Origin of the sequence: Staphylococcus arlettae (genome assembly GCF_025560845.1) — a bacterium.
In the GTDB taxonomy this organism is placed as follows: domain Bacteria; phylum Bacillota; class Bacilli; order Staphylococcales; family Staphylococcaceae; genus Staphylococcus; species Staphylococcus arlettae.
In genome coordinates, this window is record NZ_CP094803.1 from 1,198,801 (window position 1) to 1,222,971 (window position 24,171).

At 33.5% G+C, this 24,171-nt stretch carries 20 protein-coding genes, 1 riboswitch and 2 other annotated features; of the genes, 19 read left to right on the forward strand and 1 reads right to left on the reverse strand.

Features of this window, described 5'->3' with window-relative positions; all coding sequences use genetic code 11:
* Nucleotides 1–190: 190 nt before the first annotated feature.
* The 17 genes from thrS (at nucleotide 191) to MUA37_RS05875 (ending at nucleotide 18,518) form a co-directional block, all read left to right on the forward strand.
* On the forward strand, nucleotides 191–2,128 hold the full coding sequence (thrS, locus tag MUA37_RS05795; RefSeq protein ID WP_103387825.1) for a threonine--tRNA ligase: 1,938 nt from the start codon (nucleotides 191–193) through the stop codon (nucleotides 2,126–2,128).
* A 59-nt stretch (nucleotides 2,129–2,187) separates the two neighbouring features.
* Nucleotides 2,188–2,360, forward strand: a riboswitch (Lysine riboswitch).
* Between the two features lie 222 nt (nucleotides 2,361–2,582).
* Nucleotides 2,583–4,076, forward strand: a complete 1,494-nt coding sequence (locus MUA37_RS05800) for an amino acid permease (protein ID WP_112369240.1) — start codon at nucleotides 2,583–2,585, stop codon at nucleotides 4,074–4,076.
* 58 nt (nucleotides 4,077–4,134) lie between these two features.
* Nucleotides 4,135–4,261, forward strand: a sequence feature (ribosomal protein L20 leader region).
* A 25-nt stretch (nucleotides 4,262–4,286) separates the two neighbouring features.
* Nucleotides 4,287–4,814, forward strand: a complete 528-nt coding sequence (gene infC / locus MUA37_RS05805; protein WP_002510261.1) for a translation initiation factor IF-3 — start codon at nucleotides 4,287–4,289, stop codon at nucleotides 4,812–4,814.
* A gap of 28 nt (nucleotides 4,815–4,842) precedes the next feature.
* Nucleotides 4,843–5,043, forward strand: a complete 201-nt coding sequence (gene rpmI, locus MUA37_RS05810) for a 50S ribosomal protein L35 (RefSeq protein WP_002510262.1) — start codon at nucleotides 4,843–4,845, stop codon at nucleotides 5,041–5,043.
* A 66-nt stretch (nucleotides 5,044–5,109) separates the two neighbouring features.
* Nucleotides 5,110–5,466 (forward strand): 50S ribosomal protein L20, encoded by a 357-nt coding sequence (rplT, locus tag MUA37_RS05815; RefSeq protein ID WP_002510263.1) that lies wholly within the window; start codon nucleotides 5,110–5,112, stop codon nucleotides 5,464–5,466.
* 105 nt (nucleotides 5,467–5,571) lie between these two features.
* On the forward strand, nucleotides 5,572–6,183 hold the full coding sequence (locus MUA37_RS05820) for an NUDIX domain-containing protein (RefSeq protein WP_262624892.1): 612 nt from the start codon (nucleotides 5,572–5,574) through the stop codon (nucleotides 6,181–6,183).
* 11 nt (nucleotides 6,184–6,194) lie between these two features.
* Nucleotides 6,195–7,118 carry a hypothetical protein gene (locus MUA37_RS05825; RefSeq protein WP_142019597.1) on the forward strand — a complete coding sequence of 308 codons (924 nt, stop codon included), beginning with the start codon at nucleotides 6,195–6,197 and terminating at the stop codon, nucleotides 7,116–7,118.
* A gap of 165 nt (nucleotides 7,119–7,283) precedes the next feature.
* On the forward strand, nucleotides 7,284–8,594 hold the full coding sequence (gene tig, locus MUA37_RS05830) for a trigger factor (RefSeq protein WP_142019598.1): 1,311 nt from the start codon (nucleotides 7,284–7,286) through the stop codon (nucleotides 8,592–8,594).
* A gap of 194 nt (nucleotides 8,595–8,788) precedes the next feature.
* Nucleotides 8,789–10,051 carry an ATP-dependent Clp protease ATP-binding subunit ClpX gene (gene clpX / locus MUA37_RS05835; protein WP_002510267.1) on the forward strand — a complete coding sequence of 421 codons (1,263 nt, stop codon included), beginning with the start codon at nucleotides 8,789–8,791 and terminating at the stop codon, nucleotides 10,049–10,051.
* Nucleotides 10,052–10,238: 187 nt separating this feature from the next.
* Nucleotides 10,239–10,826: a ribosome biogenesis GTP-binding protein YihA/YsxC gene (gene yihA / locus MUA37_RS05840; RefSeq protein ID WP_002510268.1), complete on the forward strand. Its 588-nt coding sequence runs from the start codon at nucleotides 10,239–10,241 to the stop codon at nucleotides 10,824–10,826.
* A 171-nt stretch (nucleotides 10,827–10,997) separates the two neighbouring features.
* Nucleotides 10,998–12,329, forward strand: a complete 1,332-nt coding sequence (gene hemA, locus MUA37_RS05845) for a glutamyl-tRNA reductase (protein WP_002510269.1) — start codon at nucleotides 10,998–11,000, stop codon at nucleotides 12,327–12,329.
* 20 nt (nucleotides 12,330–12,349) lie between these two features.
* Entirely contained in the window at nucleotides 12,350–13,171 is an 822-nt protein-coding gene (gene ccsA, locus MUA37_RS05850) for a cytochrome c biogenesis protein CcsA (RefSeq protein WP_142019599.1), read from the forward strand.
* 53 nt (nucleotides 13,172–13,224) lie between these two features.
* Entirely contained in the window at nucleotides 13,225–14,151 is a 927-nt protein-coding gene (hemC, locus tag MUA37_RS05855) for a hydroxymethylbilane synthase (RefSeq protein WP_002510271.1), read from the forward strand.
* A gap of 17 nt (nucleotides 14,152–14,168) precedes the next feature.
* Entirely contained in the window at nucleotides 14,169–14,843 is a 675-nt protein-coding gene (locus MUA37_RS05860; RefSeq protein WP_204171685.1) for a uroporphyrinogen-III synthase, read from the forward strand.
* Nucleotide 14,844: 1 nt separating this feature from the next.
* Nucleotides 14,845–15,822, forward strand: coding sequence for a porphobilinogen synthase (hemB, locus tag MUA37_RS05865; protein ID WP_002510273.1), 978 nt, complete (start codon nucleotides 14,845–14,847; stop codon nucleotides 15,820–15,822).
* 14 nt (nucleotides 15,823–15,836) lie between these two features.
* Complete coding sequence (gene hemL, locus MUA37_RS05870; protein WP_262624893.1) at nucleotides 15,837–17,126, forward strand: glutamate-1-semialdehyde 2,1-aminomutase; 1,290 nt, start codon at nucleotides 15,837–15,839, stop codon at nucleotides 17,124–17,126.
* Nucleotides 17,127–17,438: 312 nt separating this feature from the next.
* Nucleotides 17,439–18,518, forward strand: a complete 1,080-nt coding sequence (locus MUA37_RS05875) for an AbrB family transcriptional regulator (protein ID WP_103387830.1) — start codon at nucleotides 17,439–17,441, stop codon at nucleotides 18,516–18,518.
* A gap of 122 nt (nucleotides 18,519–18,640) precedes the next feature.
* Here the strand turns inward: MUA37_RS05875 and MUA37_RS05880 are convergent, their stop codons facing one another.
* Nucleotides 18,641–19,219 (reverse strand): DNA-3-methyladenine glycosylase I, encoded by a 579-nt coding sequence (locus tag MUA37_RS05880; RefSeq protein ID WP_103387831.1) that lies wholly within the window; start codon nucleotides 19,217–19,219, stop codon nucleotides 18,641–18,643.
* Nucleotides 19,220–19,277: 58 nt separating this feature from the next.
* Nucleotides 19,278–19,513: a binding site (T-box leader), on the forward strand.
* A gap of 39 nt (nucleotides 19,514–19,552) precedes the next feature.
* Between MUA37_RS05880 and MUA37_RS05885 the strand changes: the two genes are divergently transcribed.
* Entirely contained in the window at nucleotides 19,553–22,183 is a 2,631-nt protein-coding gene (locus tag MUA37_RS05885) for a valine--tRNA ligase (RefSeq protein ID WP_142019600.1), read from the forward strand.
* An 11-nt stretch (nucleotides 22,184–22,194) separates the two neighbouring features.
* Nucleotides 22,195–23,457, forward strand: a complete 1,263-nt coding sequence (locus MUA37_RS05890) for a bifunctional folylpolyglutamate synthase/dihydrofolate synthase (RefSeq protein WP_142019601.1) — start codon at nucleotides 22,195–22,197, stop codon at nucleotides 23,455–23,457.
* Nucleotides 23,458–24,171 lie beyond the last annotated feature (714 nt).

The window sequence follows — 24,171 nt, forward strand, 5'->3', positions numbered from 1 at the left end:
TCCTAGATAGTGTTTGTAATGAACACTCGGCTCAAGACCGTTATCTTATGTAGAGTTAACATATTGTTGTCAGACATATATGTTGAATTAGGGTGGTACCACGAAGACCTCGTCCCTTATTGGGATGGGGTCTTTTTCTATTGTTTTATTTTGATTAAGAACTTGAATTTTTAATGGAGGGTAAATAAACATGGATCAAATAAATATTCAATTTCCAGATGGTAATAATAAAGCGTTTGATAAAGGAACAACAACTGAAGACATCGCACAATCAATTAGTCCAGGACTTAGAAAAAAAGCTGTAGCGGGTAAATTCAATAATACATTAGTGGATTTAACGCGTCCGTTAGAAACTGATGGTGACATTGAAATAGTGACACCTGGTAGTGAAGAAGCGTTAGAAGTGCTACGCCATTCAACAGCTCACTTAATGGCACAAGCACTTAAACGACTATACGGAGATGTGAAATTTGGTGTAGGTCCTGTAATAGATGGTGGATTCTATTACGATTTTGATATGGAACAATCTATATCTTCGGATGACTTCGAACAAATTGAAAAAACAATGAAACAAATTGTTAATGAAAACTTCCCGATTGAACGTAAAGTCGTTTCACGCCAAGAAGCTCAAACGTTTTTCGCAGATGATCCATATAAACTAGAATTAATTGATGCGATTCCAGAAGATGAATCAGTAACATTATATAGTCAAGGTGAATTTACTGATTTATGTCGTGGTGTACATGTACCATCAACAGCAAAAATTAAAGAATTCAAATTGCTATCAACTGCTGGTGCGTATTGGCGTGGTGACAGCAACAACAAAATGTTGCAACGTATTTATGGTACAGCCTTTTTCGATAAAAAAGATTTAAAAGCACATTTACAAATGCTAGAAGAGCGTAAAGAACGTGACCATCGTCGAATTGGTAAGGATTTAGAACTTTTCTCAAACAATCCATTAGTAGGTGCTGGTTTACCATTATGGTTACCAAATGGCGCAACTATTCGTCGTGAAATTGAACGTTATATTGTCGACAAAGAAGTAAGTATGGGTTATGACCATGTCTATACACCAGTGATGGCGAATGTTGACTTATATAAAACATCTGGCCACTGGGACCACTATCAAGAAGATATGTTCCCAACGATGAAATTAGATGAGCAAGAAGAAATGGTTTTAAGACCAATGAACTGTCCACACCATATGATGATTTATGCCAACAAACCGCATTCTTATCGTGAATTACCTATACGTATTGCAGAATTAGGTACAATGCATCGTTATGAATCTAGTGGTGCGGTTTCAGGTTTACAACGTGTGCGTGGTATGACTTTAAATGATGCACATATCTTTGTGAGACCTGACCAAATCAAAGAAGAATTTAAACGAGTAGTAAATTTAATTATGGAAGTTTATGAAGATTTCGGCTTTGAAAATTATAACTTTAGATTAAGCTATAGAGATCCAGCCGATAAAGAAAAGTATTTTGACGATGATGAAATGTGGAATACTGCGGAAAATATGTTGAAAGAAGCGGTGGATGAATTAGGATTAGATTATGTTGAAGCTATAGGTGAAGCTGCATTCTACGGTCCTAAATTAGACGTTCAAGTTCAAACTGCAATGGGCAAAGAAGAAACTCTATCAACTGCACAATTAGACTTCTTACTACCACAAAAATTTGATTTAACATATATTGGTAATGACGGTGAACAACATAGACCAGTAGTTATTCATAGAGGTGTAGTATCAACAATGGAACGCTTTGTTGCTTTCCTAACTGAAGAAACAAAAGGCGCATTCCCAACATGGTTAGCACCTAAGCAAGTTGAAATCATTCCAGTCAATGTAGACTTACATTATGATTATGCACGAAGCTTACAAGATGAGCTAAAATCACAAGGTGTAAGAGTAGAGATTGATGATCGAAATGAAAAAATGGGTTACAAAATTAGAGAAGCACAAATGCAAAAAATTCCATATCAACTCGTAGTTGGAGACAAAGAAGTAGAGAACAACGAAGTGAATGTACGTAAATACGGATCACAAGATCAAGAAACTATTGAACGTGATGACTTCATTTGGAGCTTAATTGATGAAATCAGACTTAAAAAAGCAAGATAGTATTGAAACAGTATGAGAAATCATGTATATTGAGTGTTAGTGAAATAAATGAATAAAAAAATTGAGTTAGAGGTTGCGTTTTTAATTAGTAACTGTTCAAGTGTTTGATGGAACAATTGTTGAGCAAGTGAAAGGTAAAAATGCCGAAATAAATAATAACCATTAGTATTATTTATTGGGCCAGTTATCGAAAGGAACTGGACTGTCACACATGTGAAGTGCTACCTATATATATGATAAAAAAGGTTGCATATCAAATGGGTATGTAACCTTTTTATATTACATGATTCAACAGTTACAATGGGGAATGAACTGGATGTAATGAAGGAGTAATTATAAAGTCATATCAGTGTAAACCTCTAAGCATTTCAGAAAGGAAGCTTAGATGTAATGAAGGAGTAATTATAAAGTCATATCAGTGTAAACCTCTAAGCATTTCAGAAAGGAAGCTTATATGGGAAATAATACGAATCAAAATGGCGGTGTACAAAGAGGACTTAAAGATCGTCATATTTCAATGATTGCAATCGGTGGTTGTATCGGTACTGGATTGTTTATGACTTCTGGTGGTGCAATTCATGATGCTGGTGCACTTGGAGCGTTATTAGCATTTGCAATTATCGGTGCAATGGTGTTCTTCTTAATGACATCATTGGGAGAGATGGCTACATATTTACCAGTGTCAGGTTCATTTAGTACCTATGCTACTCGCTTTGTAGATCCATCTTTAGGATTTGCATTAGGTTGGAATTATTGGTTTAACTGGGTTATTACCGTTGCAGCAGATGTGACAATCGCGGCACAAGTTGTTCAATATTGGTCACCATTACAAGGGCTGCCAGCATGGGGATGGAGTTGTCTATTCCTAATTATAATTTTTGGACTTAATGCATTATCTGTTAGAGTATATGGTGAAAGTGAATATTGGTTTGCTTTAATAAAAGTAGTAACTGTAATTATTTTTATTGTCATAGGACTGTTAACAATAGTTGGTATTATGGGCGGCAAATTTGTAGGATTCGAAACATTCACAGCTGGAGAAGGACCAATTTTAGGTGATGGTTTCAGCGGTAGCTTGTTGACCATTTTAGGTGTGTTTTTAGTTGCTGGATTCTCATTCCAAGGAACAGAATTAATTGGGATAACAGCAGGTGAATCAGAAAATCCTGAACGTGCAGTACCAAAAGCGATTAAACAAGTCTTTTGGAGAATTTTATTGTTTTACATTTTAGCTATTTTTGTAATTGGAATGTTGATTCCATACAACAGTGATGCATTAATGGGTGGCGATACTAGTGTTGCGACTTCTCCGTTTACACTTGTATTCCAAAATGCAGGGTTAGCATTTGCGGCATCATTTATGAATGCAGTTATATTAACATCTGTATTATCTGCCGGTAATTCCGGTATGTACGCTTCAACACGTATGTTATATTCTATGAGTAAAGATAAGCTAGCATTTCCTATTTTTGGCAAAACAAATAAATATGGTGTGCCATACATGTCATTGTTAGTAACAGCACTTATAGTTATTGCTATCTTCTTATTACAACATATTAGTGGCGATGCTTATGAATATATCGTGGCAGCGAGTGGTATGACTGGATTTATAGCTTGGGTTGGAATAGCAGTCAGTCATTATCGCTTTAGAAAAGCGTTTGATAAACAAAATTATGATAAATCTAAATTAAAATATAAAGCGAAACTCTTCCCATTTGGGCCAATATTCGCAGGTGTTTTATGTGTGCTTGTTATTGTTGGACAGGATGTTGATTTCATTAAAACAGGTGATTTTAATTTAAATCGTTTTGTCATCACATACATGGGTATTCCAGTATTTTTAGCATTCTTTATTTATCACAAATTACGCTATAAAACAAAAATGATTCCATTAGATAAAGTAAACTTAAATCAAGATGTTGATATGAAATCAACTGAAAATAAATAATAAAAACTATTGACTATTGTCGTGGTTACTGGTATTATTAGTAACGTTGAATACGAAACGTACCAAGAAGAAGCTCCCGCTTCTCACCTGTAGCGACGCAATAAGCTGTTGGCAGGTCAATAATACATGCAAAGACATGTGTGAAGCAGAGCGGGTATCTTGTATACTCGCTCTGTTTTTGCTTGGGATAATTTCGTAAAAATCTTGGAGGTGTCAACCATAGCTAAAGATCAGACTCAAGTTAATGAAAAGATTCGCGCAAAAGAATTACGATTAATCGGTCAAGATGGTGAACAAATTGGTGTTAAAGCCAAAAATGAAGCACTTGAAATGGCTGATAGAGTTGGTTTAGATGTAGTCGTAGTTGCTCCTAACGCTAAACCACCTGTTGCAAGAATTATGGATTACGGAAAGTATAAATTCGAACAACAGAAAAAAGAAAAAGAAATGAAAAAGAAACAAAAAACGATTAATGTAAAAGAAATTCGTTTAAGCCCAACTATTGAAGAACATGACTTTCAAACTAAATTAAAGAATGGTCGTAAGTTCTTATCAAAAGGCGACAAATGTAAAGTTTCTATTCGTTTTAGAGGTCGTGCAATTACGCATAAAGAAATTGGTCAACGTCAATTAGAAAAATTTGCAGAAGAATGTAAAGATATTGCTACTGTTGAGCAAAGACCTAAAATGGAAGGGCGTCAAATGTTTATCATGTTAACGCCAATTGCTGAAAAATAATTTTTGAAAACACAGGAGGAATTGTATCATGCCTAAAATGAAAACACACCGTGGAGCTGCTAAACGTGTTAAAAGAACTGGTTCAGGTCAATTAAAACGTTCAAGAGCTTTCACATCTCACTTATTTGCAAACAAAAATACAAAACAAAAACGCCAATTACGTAAAGCTAGATTAGTACACAAATCAGATATGAAACGTGTAAAACAATTATTAGCGTATAAAAAATAATCGAGCGATTTTAGAGTGAAATTTGACATTAAAAAGATCTAACACAATTTTGAGGAGGAATTTATTATGCCACGAGTAAAAGGTGGAACAGTAACAAGAGCTCGTCGTAAAAAGACGATCAAATTAGCAAAAGGTTACTTTGGTTCAAAACGTACGTTATACAAAGTAGCTAAACAACAAGTAATGAAATCAGGACAATATGCATTCCGTGACCGTCGTCAAAGAAAACGTGATTTCCGTAAATTATGGATTACACGTATTAACGCTGCTGCACGTCAACACGACATTAGTTATTCAAAATTAATGAACGGCTTGAAAAAAGCTGAAATCGACGTGAACCGTAAAATGTTATCTGAAATCGCAATTTCAGACGATAAAGCTTTCGGTGAATTAGTTGCTAAAGCAAAAGAAGCTTTAAAATAATATTTACTAAAAAAGAGATGTGGTATGACTGCATCTCTTTTTTATTTTGAGATGTATCAGAGTTTTGATAAAATAACTGTGAAGTCGTATCTGAAGGAGATTATCATGTCAAAGTTTGATGAAATGATTACAGTAGTACCAAGAACTATATTATTTAATAATGAAAAAAATCAATTTAATGGTTTTCTGTCTAACAATGGTCAAAAAGGCTCAGAAATTTTTGAGACATTGTCACAATATGAAGTGAAACGTCGTAGAGATATGGAAGAAGATCCAACGTACAAACAGTTAATATCGTATTGTTTGTTGCAAAATGAAGAGGGTCAAATTTTGGTTTATGATCGCTTGAGCGGTGGAGGCGAATCACGGTTGCATGGACAATCTTCTATAGGTGTCGGTGGTCATATGAATGATATCGTAGGAGCTGCATCAATAAATGAAGTTTTACGTATCAATGCACAACGTGAGTTAGAAGAAGAAATTGGTTTATCTGAACAAAAAACACAAAATTTACAATACATAGGTTTTATTAATGACGATACAAATGAAGTGGGAGAAGTTCATTTAGGAGTCGTGTTTAAAATAACCGTAGATTCAAAAGATGTTGAAGTTAAGGAGACGGATACATTAAAAATCAAGTGGGTAGAACAAGGTAGTATTGAAAATTATGATGATTTTGAAACTTGGAGTGCATTGATTTTAGAAGCATTACAGTAGAGGTGGATTACATGTCTGATATCATTCCTTTTCCTCGGTCAAAAGATAAATTAATTCGTGATATTAAAATAGCTTATAATCAAGATGATTTAGAGGAAATGTATTCTTTGTTTGATAATTATGAGGAGCATTTTGAATTAGACGAAACATTGTCATTATTGAAGTGTTCAATGTTATATCGTATGAATCATTTTTTAGAATTAAGAGAAGAAGCAATTATATTATTAAAGCAAGGTTTTACGAATTATGATGAATTAGTCATATATTATGTGGAAAGTTTAAATGGCTTAGGTCAATATTTTGAAGCCATCGAGGTCATTGACCAAATCATAGATGAAGTACAAAATCATAAAACACGCATGGAATTATTACCTCTCAAGTCTTATGCACTAAGCCAATTAGAGCAACATAATGCGCAAGTAGCTTCACAATTACAACAATTTGATACTTTAGAGATACGTGACCAAATTAACACTATTTTAACATTGATAGACAATAGTCAATATTGTTATAAAGATACAGTAGCCAGTTTATTGAACAACACTGATATTCGGAATAATGTTATTTCTATAATGTTAGAATATTTACGTTTTGCACAATATGAAGAAGTAGTGCATATTAGCAAATTCAATCAAAATTTATCACTAGTTCCTAAAGACTTACCAGGCTTAGAACACACAACCATGAAACAACAAGTAATACCTGAAGTTGTAAAGTGTTTAGATGATGAAGGTACACAATTACTTGAAGAGGCATTACATGTTATGAATAATCATGCAATATTACTCTACCCAATTGACATCCAAACAATTGGTTCTGTTCCACAGTGGATTAAGGCATATGAAAACTACTTTAAATCCATGTTAGGTATTGTACAACCGCAATCAATAGATGAGGTAAGTGAATTTATTCAACGGTTAGATCAACTAGAGTAATTTAATAGAATTCGGGTAGACAATAACCGTTAACATATTTATGCTAAATTATATAATTAAAATAAAATGCAAAGAACGAAGTTCAACATTTGTGTAGGCACAACACGTGTGATATACTAATGTAGTTGAAAAAATAAAATAGGATAATCATGGAGGTTTTTATACATGACAGCAACTTGGGAAAAAAAAGAAGGTAACGAAGGTGTATTATCAGTTACCGTTCCAGCAGAAAAATTAGACAAAGCTTTAGATCAAGCTTTTAAAAAGGTAGTAAAACAAATCAACGTACCTGGTTTCCGTAAAGGAAAAGTACCTCGTCAAATTTTTGAACAACGTTTTGGCGTAGAAGCTTTATATCAAGATGCAGCTGATATTTTATTACCAGAAGCATACGGTGAAGCAATTGACGAAACTGGTATTAAACCAGTAGATCAACCTGAAATTGATGTAACACAAATTGAAAAAGGTAGCGACTTCAAATTCGATGCAACAGTTGTTGTAGAACCAGAAGTTCAATTAGGAGACTATAAAGGTCTAGAAATTGAAAAACAATCTACTGAATTAACTGAAGAAGAAATTCAAGAATCAATTGACCATCAATTAGGTCATTTATCAGAAATGGTTGTTAAAGAAGATGCAGCTATTGAAAATGGCGATACTGTAAACATCGATTTTGATGGTTATGTTGATGGTGAGCAATTCGAAGGTGGCCAAGCTGACGGCTATGACTTAGAAATTGGTTCAGGAATGTTTATTCCAGGATTTGAAGAACAATTAGTTGGTGTGAAAGCTGGAGAAGAAAAAGACGTTACCGTTACATTCCCAGAAGAATATCATGCTGAAGAGTTAGCTGGTAAAGAAGCAACTTTCAAAACTAAAGTTAACGAAGTGAAATACAAAGAAGTTCCAGAATTAACTGATGAAATTGCAAATGAATTAGACTCAGAAGCTAACACAGTTGCAGAATACAAAGAAAACACTCGTAAACGTTTAGCTGAACAAAAAGAAACTGATGCTGAAAATGCTCAAAAAGAAGAAGCAATTAACAAAGCTGCGAATAATACAACAGTAGATATTCCAGAAGCTATGGTTAATACAGAGCTAGATCGTATGGTTCAAGAATTCGGTCAACGTATGCAACAACAAGGTCTAAATCTTGAAACTTACTTCCAAATTTCTGGCCAAGACGAAACTCAATTAAGAGAACAAATGAAAGACGATGCTGAAGAACGTGTTAAAACAAACTTAACACTTACTGCTATCGCTGAAGCTGAAAATGTAGAAGTTTCAGATGAAGATATCGATAAAGAATTAGAAAAAATGAGTGAACAATTTAATATTTCAGTTGAAGATATTAAACAAACACTTGGCAATACAGATATCGTGAAAAATGATGTACGTATCCAAAAAGTTATTGACTTACTAGTTGACGAAGCTAAATTAGTAGAACCAACTAAAGAAGACGAAGAAGCATAATACAAGTTTAATAAGTTGAGCAGATTATTAGTTGTATAATATGTAAAGCTGTATAATACAAAATTGTTGAGTAGCAGATGCATTAATTATGATGTATCTGCTTCACTATTATGTGCAAATAACTTGTAGTTTTAACTGTTTGCATATTAAAATGCTATCTAGTATAGTCTTTAGGGAATAGGGGTGTAAACAGAATGTTCAAGTTCAATGAAGATGAAGAAAATTTAAAATGTTCTTTCTGTGGCAAAGATCAAGATCAAGTGAAGAAATTAGTTGCAGGAAGTGGCGTATATATTTGTAATGAGTGTATTGAATTATGTTCAGAAATAGTTCAAGAAGAATTAGCTCAAGCTGAACCAGAAGGTTTAACTGAATTACCAACTCCAAAAGAAATTATGGATCAATTAAATGATTATGTAATTGGTCAAGAAAAAGCTAAAAAATCATTAGCGGTGGCTGTATATAATCACTATAAACGTATCCAACAGTTAGGTCCTAACGAAGATGAAGTAGAGTTACAAAAAAGTAATGTTGCTTTAATCGGACCTACAGGTAGTGGTAAAACACTATTAGCACAAACTTTAGCAAAAACATTAAATGTACCTTTTGCGATTGCAGATGCAACAAGTTTAACAGAAGCAGGGTATGTTGGTGATGATGTAGAAAACATCTTATTACGTTTAATCCAAGCAGCAGATTTCGATATTGATAAAGCTGAAAAAGGAATTATCTATGTCGATGAAATCGATAAAATCGCGCGTAAATCAGAAAATACATCGATTACAAGAGATGTGTCAGGTGAAGGCGTTCAACAAGCATTGTTGAAAATACTTGAAGGTACTACTGCTAGTGTTCCGCCACAAGGTGGCCGTAAACATCCAAACCAAGAATTAATCCAAATTGATACTTCTAATATTTTGTTTGTACTTGGTGGTGCATTCGATGGTATTGATGAAGTTATTAAACGTAGATTAGGTGAAAAGGTTATTGGCTTTGCAAGTAGTGAAGCTTCTAAATATGATGAAGATGCAATTCTTGAACAAATTAGACCAGAAGATTTACAAGCTTATGGTTTAATTCCAGAATTCATTGGTCGTGTCCCAATTGTAGCTAACTTAGAAACATTAGATGTTGAAGCGTTGAAAAATATCTTAACTCAACCAAAAAATGCATTAGTAAAACAATATGTTAAAATGCTTGAATTGGATGATGTTGAGTTAGAATTTACCGACGAAGCATTAGCTGCGATTAGTAACAAAGCTATAGAACGTAAAACAGGTGCTCGTGGTTTACGCTCTATTATTGAAGAAGCATTGATAGACATCATGTATGATGTGCCATCTACTGACGGCGTTGTTAAGGTTAAAATTACTGAAGAGACTATCAATGAAGAAAAAGAGCCTGAATTGTACGACAAAGAAGGCAATTTAATTAATAATGAACAAACATCAGCATAAGCGCTATATAGTCTAATGATGATGTTATATAGAAGTGAGAATAGGAAATCAAATGATTTTTATTTGATTCCTGTCTCACTTCTTTTTTATTTTGTGAACATGTTATGATTAATTGTGATAAGCCATCGCATTCTGAGATGTTCTATACTATAATTAAATGGTTAAATTAGATGAAAGTGGGTCAATTATGAATATTAATCCAAATGAAATAGAAATACTGATTAGTGCAGTAAAATCAGAGCAATATCCTGAAACAGGACTAAGTGAAGTAGCATTAAGTGGACGCTCTAATGTTGGAAAATCATCATTTATTAACAGTATGATTGGTCGCAAAAATATGGCACGCACATCACAACAACCTGGTAAAACACAAACACTCAACTTTTATAATATTGATAATCAATTGGTTTTTGTAGATGTACCAGGGTATGGTTATGCTAAAGTAAGTAAAAAGCAACGTGAAGCTTTTGGTAAAATGATAGAACAATATATAACTGAACGTGATAGTTTGAAACTGGTAATTCAACTTGTTGATTTACGACACAATCCTACTGAAGATGATATTTTAATGTATAACTTTTTAAAATATTACGAGTTGCCAACGTTGGTAATTGCTACGAAAGAAGACAAAATTGCCAAAGGCAAAGTACAAAAGCATTTAGATAACATTCAACAAAAATTAGAGATGGAACCCGAAGATCAAATAATAAGCTATTCAGCAGTGAAAAATAATAAGCAAAAAATTATTTGGAATACTATTGCTTCTTATTTATAATCATTATTAAAAGATACTTAAAATTATGAAATAATGGCCGTTAGGGCAGTAATTATGACAAATATTTGAATTTACTTTATAATTCTTCTAATTTAAAGGCGCAACATACTTAACTCACAAATTAGATGTGTTATAATTTAATTATTGGATTATGTATGGAGGGCGTTATAGATGCATTTTATTGCAATTAGTGTAAATCATCGTACTGCCGATGTAGCATTAAGAGAAAAAGTTGCTTTTAAAGAAGATGCCATACGTTTAGCAAATGTTGATTTATTTGAAACTAAATCTATTTTAGAAAATGTAATCTTATCAACTTGTAATCGTACGGAAGTGTATGCTATTGTCGACCAAATTCACACAGGACGTTATTATATACAACGTTTTTTAGCACGTGCTTTTGGTTTTGATGTAGAAGAAATTAAAACAATGACAGAGGTACATGTCGAGGATGATGCTGTGAATCATCTTATGCGTGTAGTTTCTGGCTTAGATTCGATAGTATTAGGGGAAACACAAATTTTAGGACAATTAAGAGATGCGTTTTTTAAAGCCCAAGAAGAAGATACAACAGGAACAATATTTAACCATTTATTTAAACAGGCAATCACATTTGCTAAAAAAGCACACAATGAAACAGATATTGCTGACAATGCAGTAAGTGTGTCATATGCTGCGGTTGAATTAGCAAAAAAAGTATTCGGAAAATTAACTCATAAAAAAGCACTAATCGTTGGTGCTGGAGAAATGAGTGAATTGTCACTACTTAATTTAATAGGTGCTGATGTTAGCGATATTACAATTTTCAATAGAACTGAAAGTAAAGCACAACGTTTAGCTGAAAAACATCAAGTTGCGAGTGCACCAATTTCAGATTTAGCTGCACATTTAAGTTCGGCAGATATTGTGATTAGCTCTACAAGTGCAGAGTCATATGTTATTACTAATCAAATGCTAGAACAGATTGAAGCCCCAAGAAAAGCGGATTCATTAGTGCTTATTGATATTGCTGTACCAAGAGATATTGAACCGAATATTACTGCGTTACCAGATGTTTTTAATTATGATGTGGATGACCTAAAAGGTTTAGTTGATGCCAATCTCAGAGAACGTCAATTAGCTGCAGATGCAATTGCCGAACGTATACCACAAGAGATTACTAATCATAATGACTGGGTTAACATGCTAGGAGTAGTTCCAGTGATTCGTGCCTTAAGAGAGAAAGCAATGACTATTCAATCAGAAACAATGGATAGTATTGATCGCAAATTACCAGGATTGTCTGAACATGAACGCAAAGTGGTATCTAAGCATACTAAAAGTATCATTAATCAAATGTTAAAAGATCCTATTAAACAAGCTAAAGAAATTAGTACTGATAAGAAAAGTAATGAAAAATTAGAGCTATTCCAAAACATTTTTGATATTGAAGCTGAACATCCTTACGAAGAGCAAAGAAGAAAATCAGCAGAAAAATTAAGTCACATTCTTAGTTTTGAATAGACGAAAAAAATGGTGATAGTATGCAAGATGCTTTATTTATAAGGTTTCATGAACTTATTTTGCTGATATATTTAATTAGTATTGCTTGTTATTTTTATGACTTTTTTAATAAAAATTTCAAAATAAGGAATACGGGCTTTATTACTTTAGGGATTGTTTGGGTATTACAAACAATCTCTTTATCTATCTATGTCAACCAGACTCATCAATTACCGTTAACGAATATATTTGATATATTGTTTTTAATAACTTGGTTGATTATAGCGATATCATTAGTGATTAGCGTTATAAAGCCAATAAATTTTTCCATATTTTTATTTAACTTAATAGGTTTTATCTTAATAGCATTAAACACATTTCAACCTACTGACCAATTGGAAAAAGGTCAAAAATTAACAATAATGAATGAATTATTAATTGTGCATATCGGTTTTGCAACGATAAGTTATGCCTTTTTTGCTTTGTCATTTGTAAACTGTATTTTATACTTATTACAATACAATAATTTAAAACACAAACGTTTTAATCAAAAATATTTTAGATTAGGAAGTGTAGCTACACTAGAGCAAATAGTGTTTTATTGTTCATTAACAGGCTTCATATTATTAATTATCAGTTTAATCTTGGGTGTGCAATGGGGATTGAATACTATAGGTTATTCCATATTATATGATTCCAAAGTATTGTTTTCATTTGTAATAGCCATTTTTTATGCACTTTATCTATTCTTCAGAATTAGACAATTAATAATGAAACACAAACTTATTTATTTTAATGTTATAGTATTCGTATTATGCATGATTAATCTATTATTTGGCTCAAGTGTTTCTAGTTTTCATTAACTCGGTAAATCAGTAAAATTAAGATAGTGAAATAAGAAAAGGTGGTACGTAATATGCGTAAATTAATTGTTGGATCACGTAGAAGTAAACTTGCAATGACGCAGAGTCAGCAGTTTATTGACAAATTAAAAGCGATTGATCCGACGCTTGATATAGAAATTAAAGAAATTGTCACTAAAGGTGATAAAATTGTGGACAAGCAATTATCCAAAGTTGGTGGCAAAGGGTTATTTGTTAAGGAAATTCAAAATGAATTGTTTAATAAAGATATAGATATGGCTATTCATTCTTTAAAAGATGTGCCAAGCGTTATACCTGAAGGGCTAACTTTAGGATGTATTCCTGACAGAGAAATTCCTTTTGATGCATATATCGCCAAAAACCACGTTAAATTACAAGATTTACCAGCAGGTAGTATTGTCGGTACAAGTTCTTTACGTCGTGGTGCACAGATATTAGCACATTATCCAGAGCTAACTATTAAGTGGATACGAGGTAATATCGATACACGCTTAAATAAATTATATAACGAAGATTTTGATGCTATCTTGTTAGCAGCTGCTGGATTAAAACGTATGGGATGGTCAGATGACATTGTAACGACATATCTTGATAAAGACACGTTAATTCCCGCTATAGGTCAAGGTGCATTAGGTATCGAATGTCGTGCGGATGATACTGAATTATTGGAGTTATTACAACAAGTACACAACCAAGAAGTGGCAGATTGTGTAACTGCAGAGCGTACGTTTTTAAAAGCAATGGACGGTAGTTGTCAGGTACCTATAGGCGGATATGCGTCAATAAATGAGCAAAATGAAATTGAATTTACCGGTTTAATTATGTCACCAGATGGTAAAGAACGCTATGAACATACGGTCAGTGGTACAGATCCTGTAGCGTTAGGTGAACAAGTAAGTGAAGTGTTAAATGAACAAGGTGCTTATGAAATAATCAAAGCATTAAACGAAAATCAATAATCGTTTGAGGTGAAACTATGAAACCAGTTATTGTGATGACGCAAAGTAATCCATATACAAATCAACAAGCAATTATTATCCATAAACCTTTTATTAAGATAATTCCTTTGCAATTTGATTTGACGGTACTTTCGTCACACTATGACTGGCTTATTTTTTCTTCCAAAAATGCGGTGAAATATTTTTATCCATATTTATCACAAGTAGCAGTTGATAATATAGCTGTTATTGGTGAAAAAACGGCCGATTATTGTCGGTCTTTGAATATCACTGTGGATTTTTGCCCTGAAGACTATTCTCAAGAAGGCTTTCTGGAGCGTTTTCCATTAACTAAAAATGATCAAATTTTGTTGCCATCAAGTGGTTTTGCTCGCCAGTTATTGCAACAAGAATTAAATCAACGCGGTGCAAATGTCACAAAGGTTGACTTATATAAACCTGTTTCGCATACTGAAAATATCAGTGAAGTCAAACAGTTGATTGCACAGGGAGAAGTAGATGCAGTGACTTTTGCGAGTTCTTCAGCTGTTAAATTTTATTTTCAAGATCCTGTTCCTCGTTCAAAAGTTGCTTATTATGTAATAGGACAACAAACTTATCATACAATTAAGCAATATGACGTTACAGCAAAAATTGCGTCTAAACAAACGTTAACAGCATTAGTACAAAAAGTATTAGAAAGTAGGGAATAATATGCAATTTGATAGACATAGAAGACTTCGTTCTTCAAAAACGATGAGAAATTTAGTCAGTGAAACACATGTGAGAAAAGAGGATTTAATTTATCCCATATTTGTTGTTGAACGAGAAAATGTCAAAGAAGAAATCGTATCAATGCCTGGTGTGTTTCAATTGAGTTTAAATTTAGTTGAATCAGAAATAAAAGAAGCTTATGATCTTGGTGTCAGAGCATTTATGTTCTTCGGTGTACCTAATGAAAAAGATGAAGTCGGCTCTGGTGCGTATGATCACAATGGCATTGTCCAAGAAGCGACTAAAAAAGCAAAATCATTATATAGCGATATTCTTATCGTAGCGGATACTTGTTTATGTGAATATACTGATCACGGTCATTGTGGTGTCATTGATCCTGTTACGCATGATGTGGATAATGACCAATCATTGCCACTATTAGTTAAAACAGCAATTTCACAAGTTGAAGCAGGTGCAGATATTATTGCTCCAAGTAATATGATGGATGGGTTTGTTACAGCAATTCGCAAAGGATTAGATGAATCGGGTTACTACAATATTCCAATTATGAGTTACGGTATTAAATATGCATCAAGTTTCTTTGGTCCATTCCGTGATGCAGCGGAGTCAACACCTGAATTTGGAGATCGTAAAACGTATCAAATGGATCCAGCAAATCGTCGTGAAGCACTGCGTGAGCTAGATAGTGACTTAGCTGAAGGTGCAGATATGATGATTGTAAAACCTGCATTAAGCTTTTTAGATATTATCCGTGATGTGCGTAATACAACGAATGTTCCCGTTGTTGCATATAATGTTAGTGGTGAATATAGTATGACTAAAGCTGCTGCTTTAAATGGATGGATTGATGAGCAAGCAGTTGTAATGGAACAAATGATTTCAATGAAACGCGCAGGTGCTGACTTAATTATTACGTATTTTGCCAAAGACATTTGCCGTTATTTAGATGAACAATAAGGAGGAATTACCATATGCGTTATGAAAAATCAGAACAAGCCATGTCAGTAGCCGAAGATTTAATGCCAGGAGGCGTCAATAGTCCAGTACGAGCATTTAAATCTGTGGATACACCTGCAATTTTTATGGAGCGTGGTGAAGGTTCAAAAATATACGATATTGATGGTAATGAATACATCGATTATGTATTGAGTTGGGGACCGTTAATTCTAGGTCATAAAAATAAACAAGTCATTGATAAATTACATGAAGCAGTAGATCAAGGTACTAGTTTTGGTGCTTCTACGTTACAAGAAAATAAATTAGCACAATTAGTCATTGATCGTGTACCTTCAATTGAAAAGGTTCGTATGGTATCTTCTGGTACTGAAGCAACATTAGATACATTACGTTTAGCACGTGGATATACTGGACGTAATAAAATTGTTAAGTTTGAAGGTTGCTATCATGGTCATAGTGATTCATTACTCATTAAAGCTGGATCGGGTGTTGCTACTTTAGGATTGCCTGATTCACCTGGTGTACCTGAAGGCACAGCCAAAAATACAATTACAGTTCCTTATAATGATTTAGAAGCGATTCGTGTAGCTTTTGAACAATTTGGTGATGATATAGCAGGTGTGATCGTCGAACCTGTTGCCGGTAATATGGGAGTCGTACCACCAATAGAAGGATTTTTACAAGGTTTGAGAGACATTACCACTGAATACGGTTCATTACTTATTTTTGATGAAGTAATGACAGGATTTAGAGTTGGTTATAATTGTGCGCAAGGTTATTTCAATGTTATACCGGATTTAACTTGCCTAGGTAAAGTAATTGGCGGTGGATTGCCAGTAGGAGTATTTGGTGGCAAAAAAGAAATTATGGATTACATTGCTCCGATGGGAGACATCTATCAAGCAGGAACACTTTCAGGTAATCCACTGGCAATGACAAGTGGTTATGAAACATTAAGCCAATTAACACCAGAATCATATGAATATTTTAATCATTTAGGTGATATGTTAGAAGCAGGTTTAACAGAAGTGTTTGAAAAACATAATGTACCAATTACGGTGAATAGAGCAGGCTCTATGATTGGTTATTTCTTAAACGCCGGACCTGTCACAAATTTTGAACAAGCAAATCAAAGTGATTTAGAGTTATTTAGTGCTATGTATAGAGAGATGGCGAAAGAAGGCATTTTCTTACCACCATCTCAATTTGAAGGAACATTTTTATCTATGGCACATAGTGAAGATGATATTAAATTTACAATTCAAGCATTTGATAATGCATTAAGTCGAATCGTTACTAAATAGCATTAAGTCAATTTTGTAGAAAATAGAATCAATTATATATTTAAGGAGTAAGTTCAGAATTATGAGTGATTCTGGTCTTACTCCTTTTTGCTGCAAGAAAATTCAGAGTTTTTACATAATTATTTTTTATCACTTATTGATAAATTGATAACTTTTACTTATGTGTTTTTAGAAGTAATTCAAAATATAATATGGTCTTTAACGTAATTATTTTAATTATTACTATGATATAATTGAATTAAATAAGTGATTGTTAAACAGTGTTTAGTGAAATTGAAAAAGAATTGTTTTTTATGAAAGTTGTGAATATGTATGAATATAAAATTAAGAAATAATATTATCGTATTGATTTTAGCAATTACTTTTAGTTTGATTCTTCATGCAGCCAATATTTTACTGCCGTTTATGTTTGGTCCTATTCTTGCAGGTGTAGTGAGTATTAAATTTTTACGATTAGATGTGCAATGGCCTTTTTGGATTAGTCAGCTAGGTTTAATATTACTAGGTGTTCAAATAGGCTCTACTTTTACTGAAACAGTCATCTTTGATATTAAAAATGATTGGATGATTATTGTTACAATTACCGTACTTTTACTCGTGTTAGCCTTATTGATTGCGTATTTCTTTAAAAAAATTGCTAACGTCAATACTGAAACTGCAATTTTAAGTGTTATACCAGGTGCCTTGAGTCAAATGCTCATAATGGCAGAGGAAAATAAAAAGGCAAATATTATGGTTGTAAGTCTAACACAAACATCTCGAATTATATTTGTAGTAATTCTTGTACCATTTATTTCATACTTTTTTAAAGACCCAGTGACAACAGGCGCTAATGGTGCACAAGAAGTGCAACAAAAGCTTACTGAAACATTAACCTTTTCTAATGTTTTGGTGTTACTCATCGCTATTGCTGTAGTATATGCAATAATGAGTAAAATTAATTTTCCAACCAAGCAAATGTTAGCACCGATTTTAGTGTTAATTTGTTGGAATTTAATTACTGGTATAACATTCACGTTGGATAATCCAATAATTGCAGCAGCACAAGTAATGTATATGATTCGTATCGGTATTCAAATAGCAAAATTAATGGATCAAATGAAAGGTCGAATAGCATTAGCTATAGCATTACAAAATGTTCTGCTAATTATTTCATCATTTGTTATGGTTTATTTATTTACATTCGTGTCAAACCATTCTATTAATGACTTGTTTTTAGGAGCAGCACCTGGTGGAATGAGTCAAATTGTATTAGTTGCAATTGAAACCGGTGCAGATGTTGCGATGATTTCAAGTTATCATATCTTTAGAATATTCTTTATTTTATTCTTAATTGCACCCTTGATCAATCAATTCTTAAAGTATCTCGAGTATAAAAACAAACATAGCTGAATGATAGAATAATTAATTGTGTGACAAACACAAAAAAGAGCGTGGGGAATACGGATAGTATGCCACGCTCTTTTTTTGATTCATACATAAACAAGCCCTTTATCATACAAAAATATAATAAATTAACTGAATCCTTTACCTTTGTAGTACTTTGGATTATTAGGACAGTTTTCTAAGTGGGCATTATACAGCCCGGCTGCTTCTAAAAATGAATAAACTGTTACTGGTCCTAAAAATTTAAAACCGTATTTTTTTAACGTTTTTGATAATTCGGTAGCACGTTCATCGACCGTTTTACGATCTCCAGATTGTTTATAATGCAAATCGATAGGTTGATTATCAACGTATGACCATAAGAAGTCACTAAAGCTACTAAAATCACGTTCTATTTCTATATAACCTTTGGCTTGACCTATAATTGCTTCAATTTTTTTGCGATGATGAACAATATTTGGAAACGTCATAAGTTTATCTACATCATTATTAGTCATTTGTGCAATTTTATGGGGATCAAAATTATAAAAGGCAGCTTCATAGGCTTCTTTTTTCTTCAAAATAGTGAGCCATGATAATCCGGCATGTTGAGACTCTAAAGCTAATAATTTAAAAAGTTTTTTACTATCGTAAATTGGATGTCCCCATGCTTCATCATGATATTGCAAATACAGGGCATCTTTAGTACCAAATGCACATTCATTCATAATTTTCACTCCATTTCATTGACTTATTTTTGTTTCCATTATACTATAATTAAGTAAAGAAAAAATGTCTATTGGGAAGAGTAGATGCTTCAGAATTTATAGAGAGTGCATGGTTGGTGAGAATGCATAATTCGTAGTATTGAAGGTAGCCCACTATGAACTTTAACTGAAGGTCATCATTGATGACAGATAGGTTAAAGCGTGTTTGAGCGTTAATCATTAATTAAGTGCGTAAAATTTATGGATAATAAATTTTGCGAATTTAGGTGGTACCACGGTTAATCCGTCCTATTTTGATAGGGCGGTTTTTTTAATTTTTAAGGAGGAAAAAGAATGGAAATGAAACCTAAGTATAATCCCAATGAAGTAGAAGCAGGACGTTATGACTATTGGGTTGAAAACGGTTATTTTAAAGCGAGTGAAGATGATACAAAAGAAACATATACGATAGTTATCCCACCTCCAAATGTAACAGGGAAATTGCATTTAGGGCATGCTTGGGATACAACGTTACAAGATATTATTACGCGTATGAAACGTATGCAAGGTTACGATACTTTATATTTACCAGGAATGGACCATGCTGGTATAGCAACACAAGCTAAAGTAGAAGCTAAACTTAATGAACAAGGTATTTCTCGACATGATTTAGGCAGAGAGAAATTTATCGATCAGGTTTGGGATTGGAAAGAAGAATATGCTGGATTTATTAGACAGCAATGGGCAAAACTCGGTTTAGGCTTAGATTATTCAAGAGAACGTTTCACATTAGATGATGGTTTAAGTAAAGCCGTGAAAAAAGTCTTTGTTGATATGTATAACAAAGGTTTAATTTATCGTGGTGAATACATCATTAACTGGGATCCAATTGCTAAAACAGCATTATCTGATATTGAAGTTATCCATGAAGACGTTCAAGGTAAGTTTTATCATTTTAAATATCCTTATGCTGACGGAGATGGCTACATTGAAATAGCGACGACTCGACCAGAAACAATGCTTGGAGACACTGCTATTGTAGTAAACCCAAATGACGAGCGCTATAAAGATGTAATAGGCAAACATGTTATTTTACCAATTGTTGGTCGCGAGTTACCTATTTTAGCAGATGATTATGTAGATATAGAATTTGGTAGTGGTGCAATGAAAGTAACTCCTGCACATGACCCAAATGACTTTGAAATTGGTAATCGTCATGATTTAGAACGCATCGTTGTTATGAATGAAGCCGGTGTGATGAACGATAAAGCAGACAAATATGAAGGTTTAGACCGCTTTGATTGTCGTGAACAATTAGTTAAAGATTTACAGGCTGAAGATTTAGTCATTAAAATTGAAGAACACGAACATTCTGTAGGTCATTCAGAACGTTCAGGTGCTGTTGTTGAGCCTTATTTATCTACGCAATGGTTTGTAAAAATGAAACCACTTGCTGAGCAAGCACTAAATAATCAAGAAACAGACAATCGTATTGATTTTGTACCAGCCCGTTTTGAAAAAACATTTAATCGCTGGATGGAAGATATTAGAGATTGGACAATATCTCGTCAATTATGGTGGGGACACCAAATTCCAGCATGGTACCATAAAGAAACAGGTGAACTATTTGTATCTGAAGAGCCACCAGCAGATAGTGAAAATTGGATTCAGGATGAAGATGTATTGGATACTTGGTTCTCAAGTGCATTGTGGCCTTTCTCTACATTAGGGTGGCCAGATGTGGAGGCTAAAGATTTCCAACGCTATTTCCCGACAAATGCTTTAGTCACTGGCTATGACATTATCTTCTTCTGGGTAGCGCGTATGATTTTCCAAGGTCTTGAATTTACAGGCGAAAGACCATTCAATGACGTGCTATTACACGGTTTAGTACGTGCTGAAGATGGGCGTAAAATGAGTAAATCATTAGGAAATGGCGTCGATCCAATGGACGTTATTGATGAATATGGTGCAGATAGTTTACGCTATTTCTTAGCAACAGGTTCGTCACCAGGACATGATTTACGTTACTCTACTGAAAAAGTAGAATCCGTTTGGAACTTCATTAATAAAATTTGGAATGCCGCACGTTTCAGCATTATGAATATCGGAGAAGATTTTACAGTAGAGCAAGTAGATTTATCTGGTAATTTATCATTAGCAGATAAATGGATTTTGACTCGCTTAAATGAAACGATTGAAAATGTAACACACTTAAGTGAAAAATATGAATTTGGTGAAGTTGGTAGAGCATTATATAGTTTCATTTGGGATGATTTCTGTGATTGGTATATTGAAATGAGTAAGATTCCTATGAATGGTGATGATGAAAGTCAAAAACAAACTACTCGTTCTGTATTGACTTATGTATTAGACAATACTATGAGAATGTTACATCCATTTATGCCTTTTGTAACGGAACATATTTGGCAAAACTTACCACATGTTGGTGAGACGATTGTCCAAGCATCATGGCCAACTGTAACGGAAGCTCATGTGTATAATGACAGTAAAGAAACAATGGAACATTTAGTAGAGATAATAAAATCAGTACGTCAATCTCGACTTGAAGTTGACACACCATTATCAAAAGCAATTCCAATCTTTATTCAAGCTAAAGATGAAAACATCAAAGCGACTTTAGAAGAAAATGCATCATATTTAGATCGTTTCTGTCATCCAAGTGAATTAACGATTGAGCTAGATATTGCCATACCTGAAAAAGCGATGACGTCAGTAACTTCTGCTGGGGATGTTGTATTGCCATTAGAAGGCTTAATTGATATGGATAAAGAAATTGCTAGATTAGAAAAAGAATTAGAAAAATGGCAAAAAGAATTAGACCGTGTTAATAAGAAATTGGCGAACGAAAACTTTGTAAGTAAAGCACCTGAGAAAGTTATAAATGAAGAACGAGATAAAAAACAAACTTACCAAGAAAAATATGATGGTGTAAAATTAAGAATACAACAATTAAAAGCATAGGAGTCTTAACCATGAATTACCTAGATAGCTTATATTGGATACACGAACGGAATAAGTTTGGAATCAAACCAGGCGTAAAACGTATGGAATGGATGTTAGCCCAATTAAACAATCCACAAAACCATATTAAAGGCATTCATGTTGGTGGTACTAATGGTAAAGGGTCTACAGTCGCTTATATCCGTTCTGCACTTGTTGAGAACGGGTATGAGGTAGGCACATTTACTTCACCATTTATCGAAACATTTAATGAACGCATTAGTTTGAATGGTATGCCAATAAGCGATGATGAAATTGTAAAACTAGTAAATATTGTGAAACCTGTCAGTGAAGCTTTAGAAGTAGAAACTGACCTGGGCACTGCTACTGAATTTGAAATTATAACAACAATGATGTTTGTTTATTTTGGTCAACTACATCCTGTTGACATTGTTGTTGTAGAAGCGGGATTAGGCGTGAAAAATGATTCGACTAATGTTTTCAAACCACTACTATCCATTTTAACGAGCATTGGACTAGATCATGTTGATATTTTAGGTGATACATTTGCAGATATTGCTAGAGATAAAGGTGCAATAATCAAACCAAATACACCTGTTATTTATGCAGTTAAAAATGAAGAAGCAATTAAAATTATACGTGATTATGCTGAAGAGGCAGACGCTAAGGCAATTGAATTGGATCGCGACATTACTATTGTGTCAGAAGAAGATGAATTTACTTACAGATATAAAGATTATGAATTAGAAACATTAGTGCTAAATATGTTAGGTGAACACCAAAAAGAAAATGCTTCACTTGCCATTACCGCTTTAATTGAATTGAATGAAGCAGAAGTTGTAGATTTAGATTTTAATAAAATGATTGATGGTATCGAATCGGTAAGCTGGAGTGGACGCATTGAACAAGTTAAAGATCAGCCCTTGATGATTGTAGATGGGGCGCATAACAACGAAAGCGTGCAAGCATTAGTGGAAACGATGAAAAACTACTATCACAGAGAGCATATGGATATTTTATTTTCGGCAGTTAAAAACAAACCGATTAATGAAATGTTAGATCAACTAAAACCTATAGCAAATAATTTATATATTACTGAATTTGATTTTCCTAAAGCATTACCAAAAGAAACTATAAGTGAAGAAGTTAACTATGAACATAAAGAACTTGTTGATGATTACGTATCATTTATAGAAAATTATGACGGCGATGGTTTGATAATTACAGGTAGTTTATATTTTATAAGCGAAGTAAAAGCTAAAGTTAGCTTTTAATAAGATGAACCCAAGACTTATTGATAGTCTTGGGTTTTTCAATGTGGTATAAGTGTTATTCAACATATAAAAACACTAGTGTTGCAGAATGTCGACAAAGTTCTTAAATTTGTTGGCAGTTTTTGTGCACGCTTTCCGCGGGCACTGCCTTAGCCTGTAGTCTGCGGCGAGCGCTATTCCCGCAGGAGTCGGCTCAAAGCACTGCCAATATTACACAACAAATATTATAATATATAAATTAAACAGAAGTGTTGTTAAATAAAACAAATGATAAATGAGAACAATAAAAATTATTTCCATCTCTGTATGAGTTCCTAATAATCATTTATTTTGTAAATCGATGTGATAATTTGATTTAGATTTTGTTTCAAACTGTCAAAAAAGTTCTCAAATTTGTTGGCATTTTTGTGCACGCTTTCCGCGGGCACTGCCTTAACCTGTAGTCTGCGGCGAGTGCTATTCCCGCAAGAGTCGGCTCAAAGCATTTCCAATCTTTAGAAAAGCGTTAGGAGTACTAATATTTAAAGTCTGTGTACTGAGATACGACAAAAGTTTCTGTGACTAGTATGCTAATTTGTATTGTCATGAATCTTAAAAATTTAGTGTAAAAGGAGCAATTATGTCTGAAAGACCACTACTATTTTGAAAAACTATGTAAATAAAAATAAACAAACCCATCGCAAATTAGGCGCTGAACCCTTAGAATGAGAACTT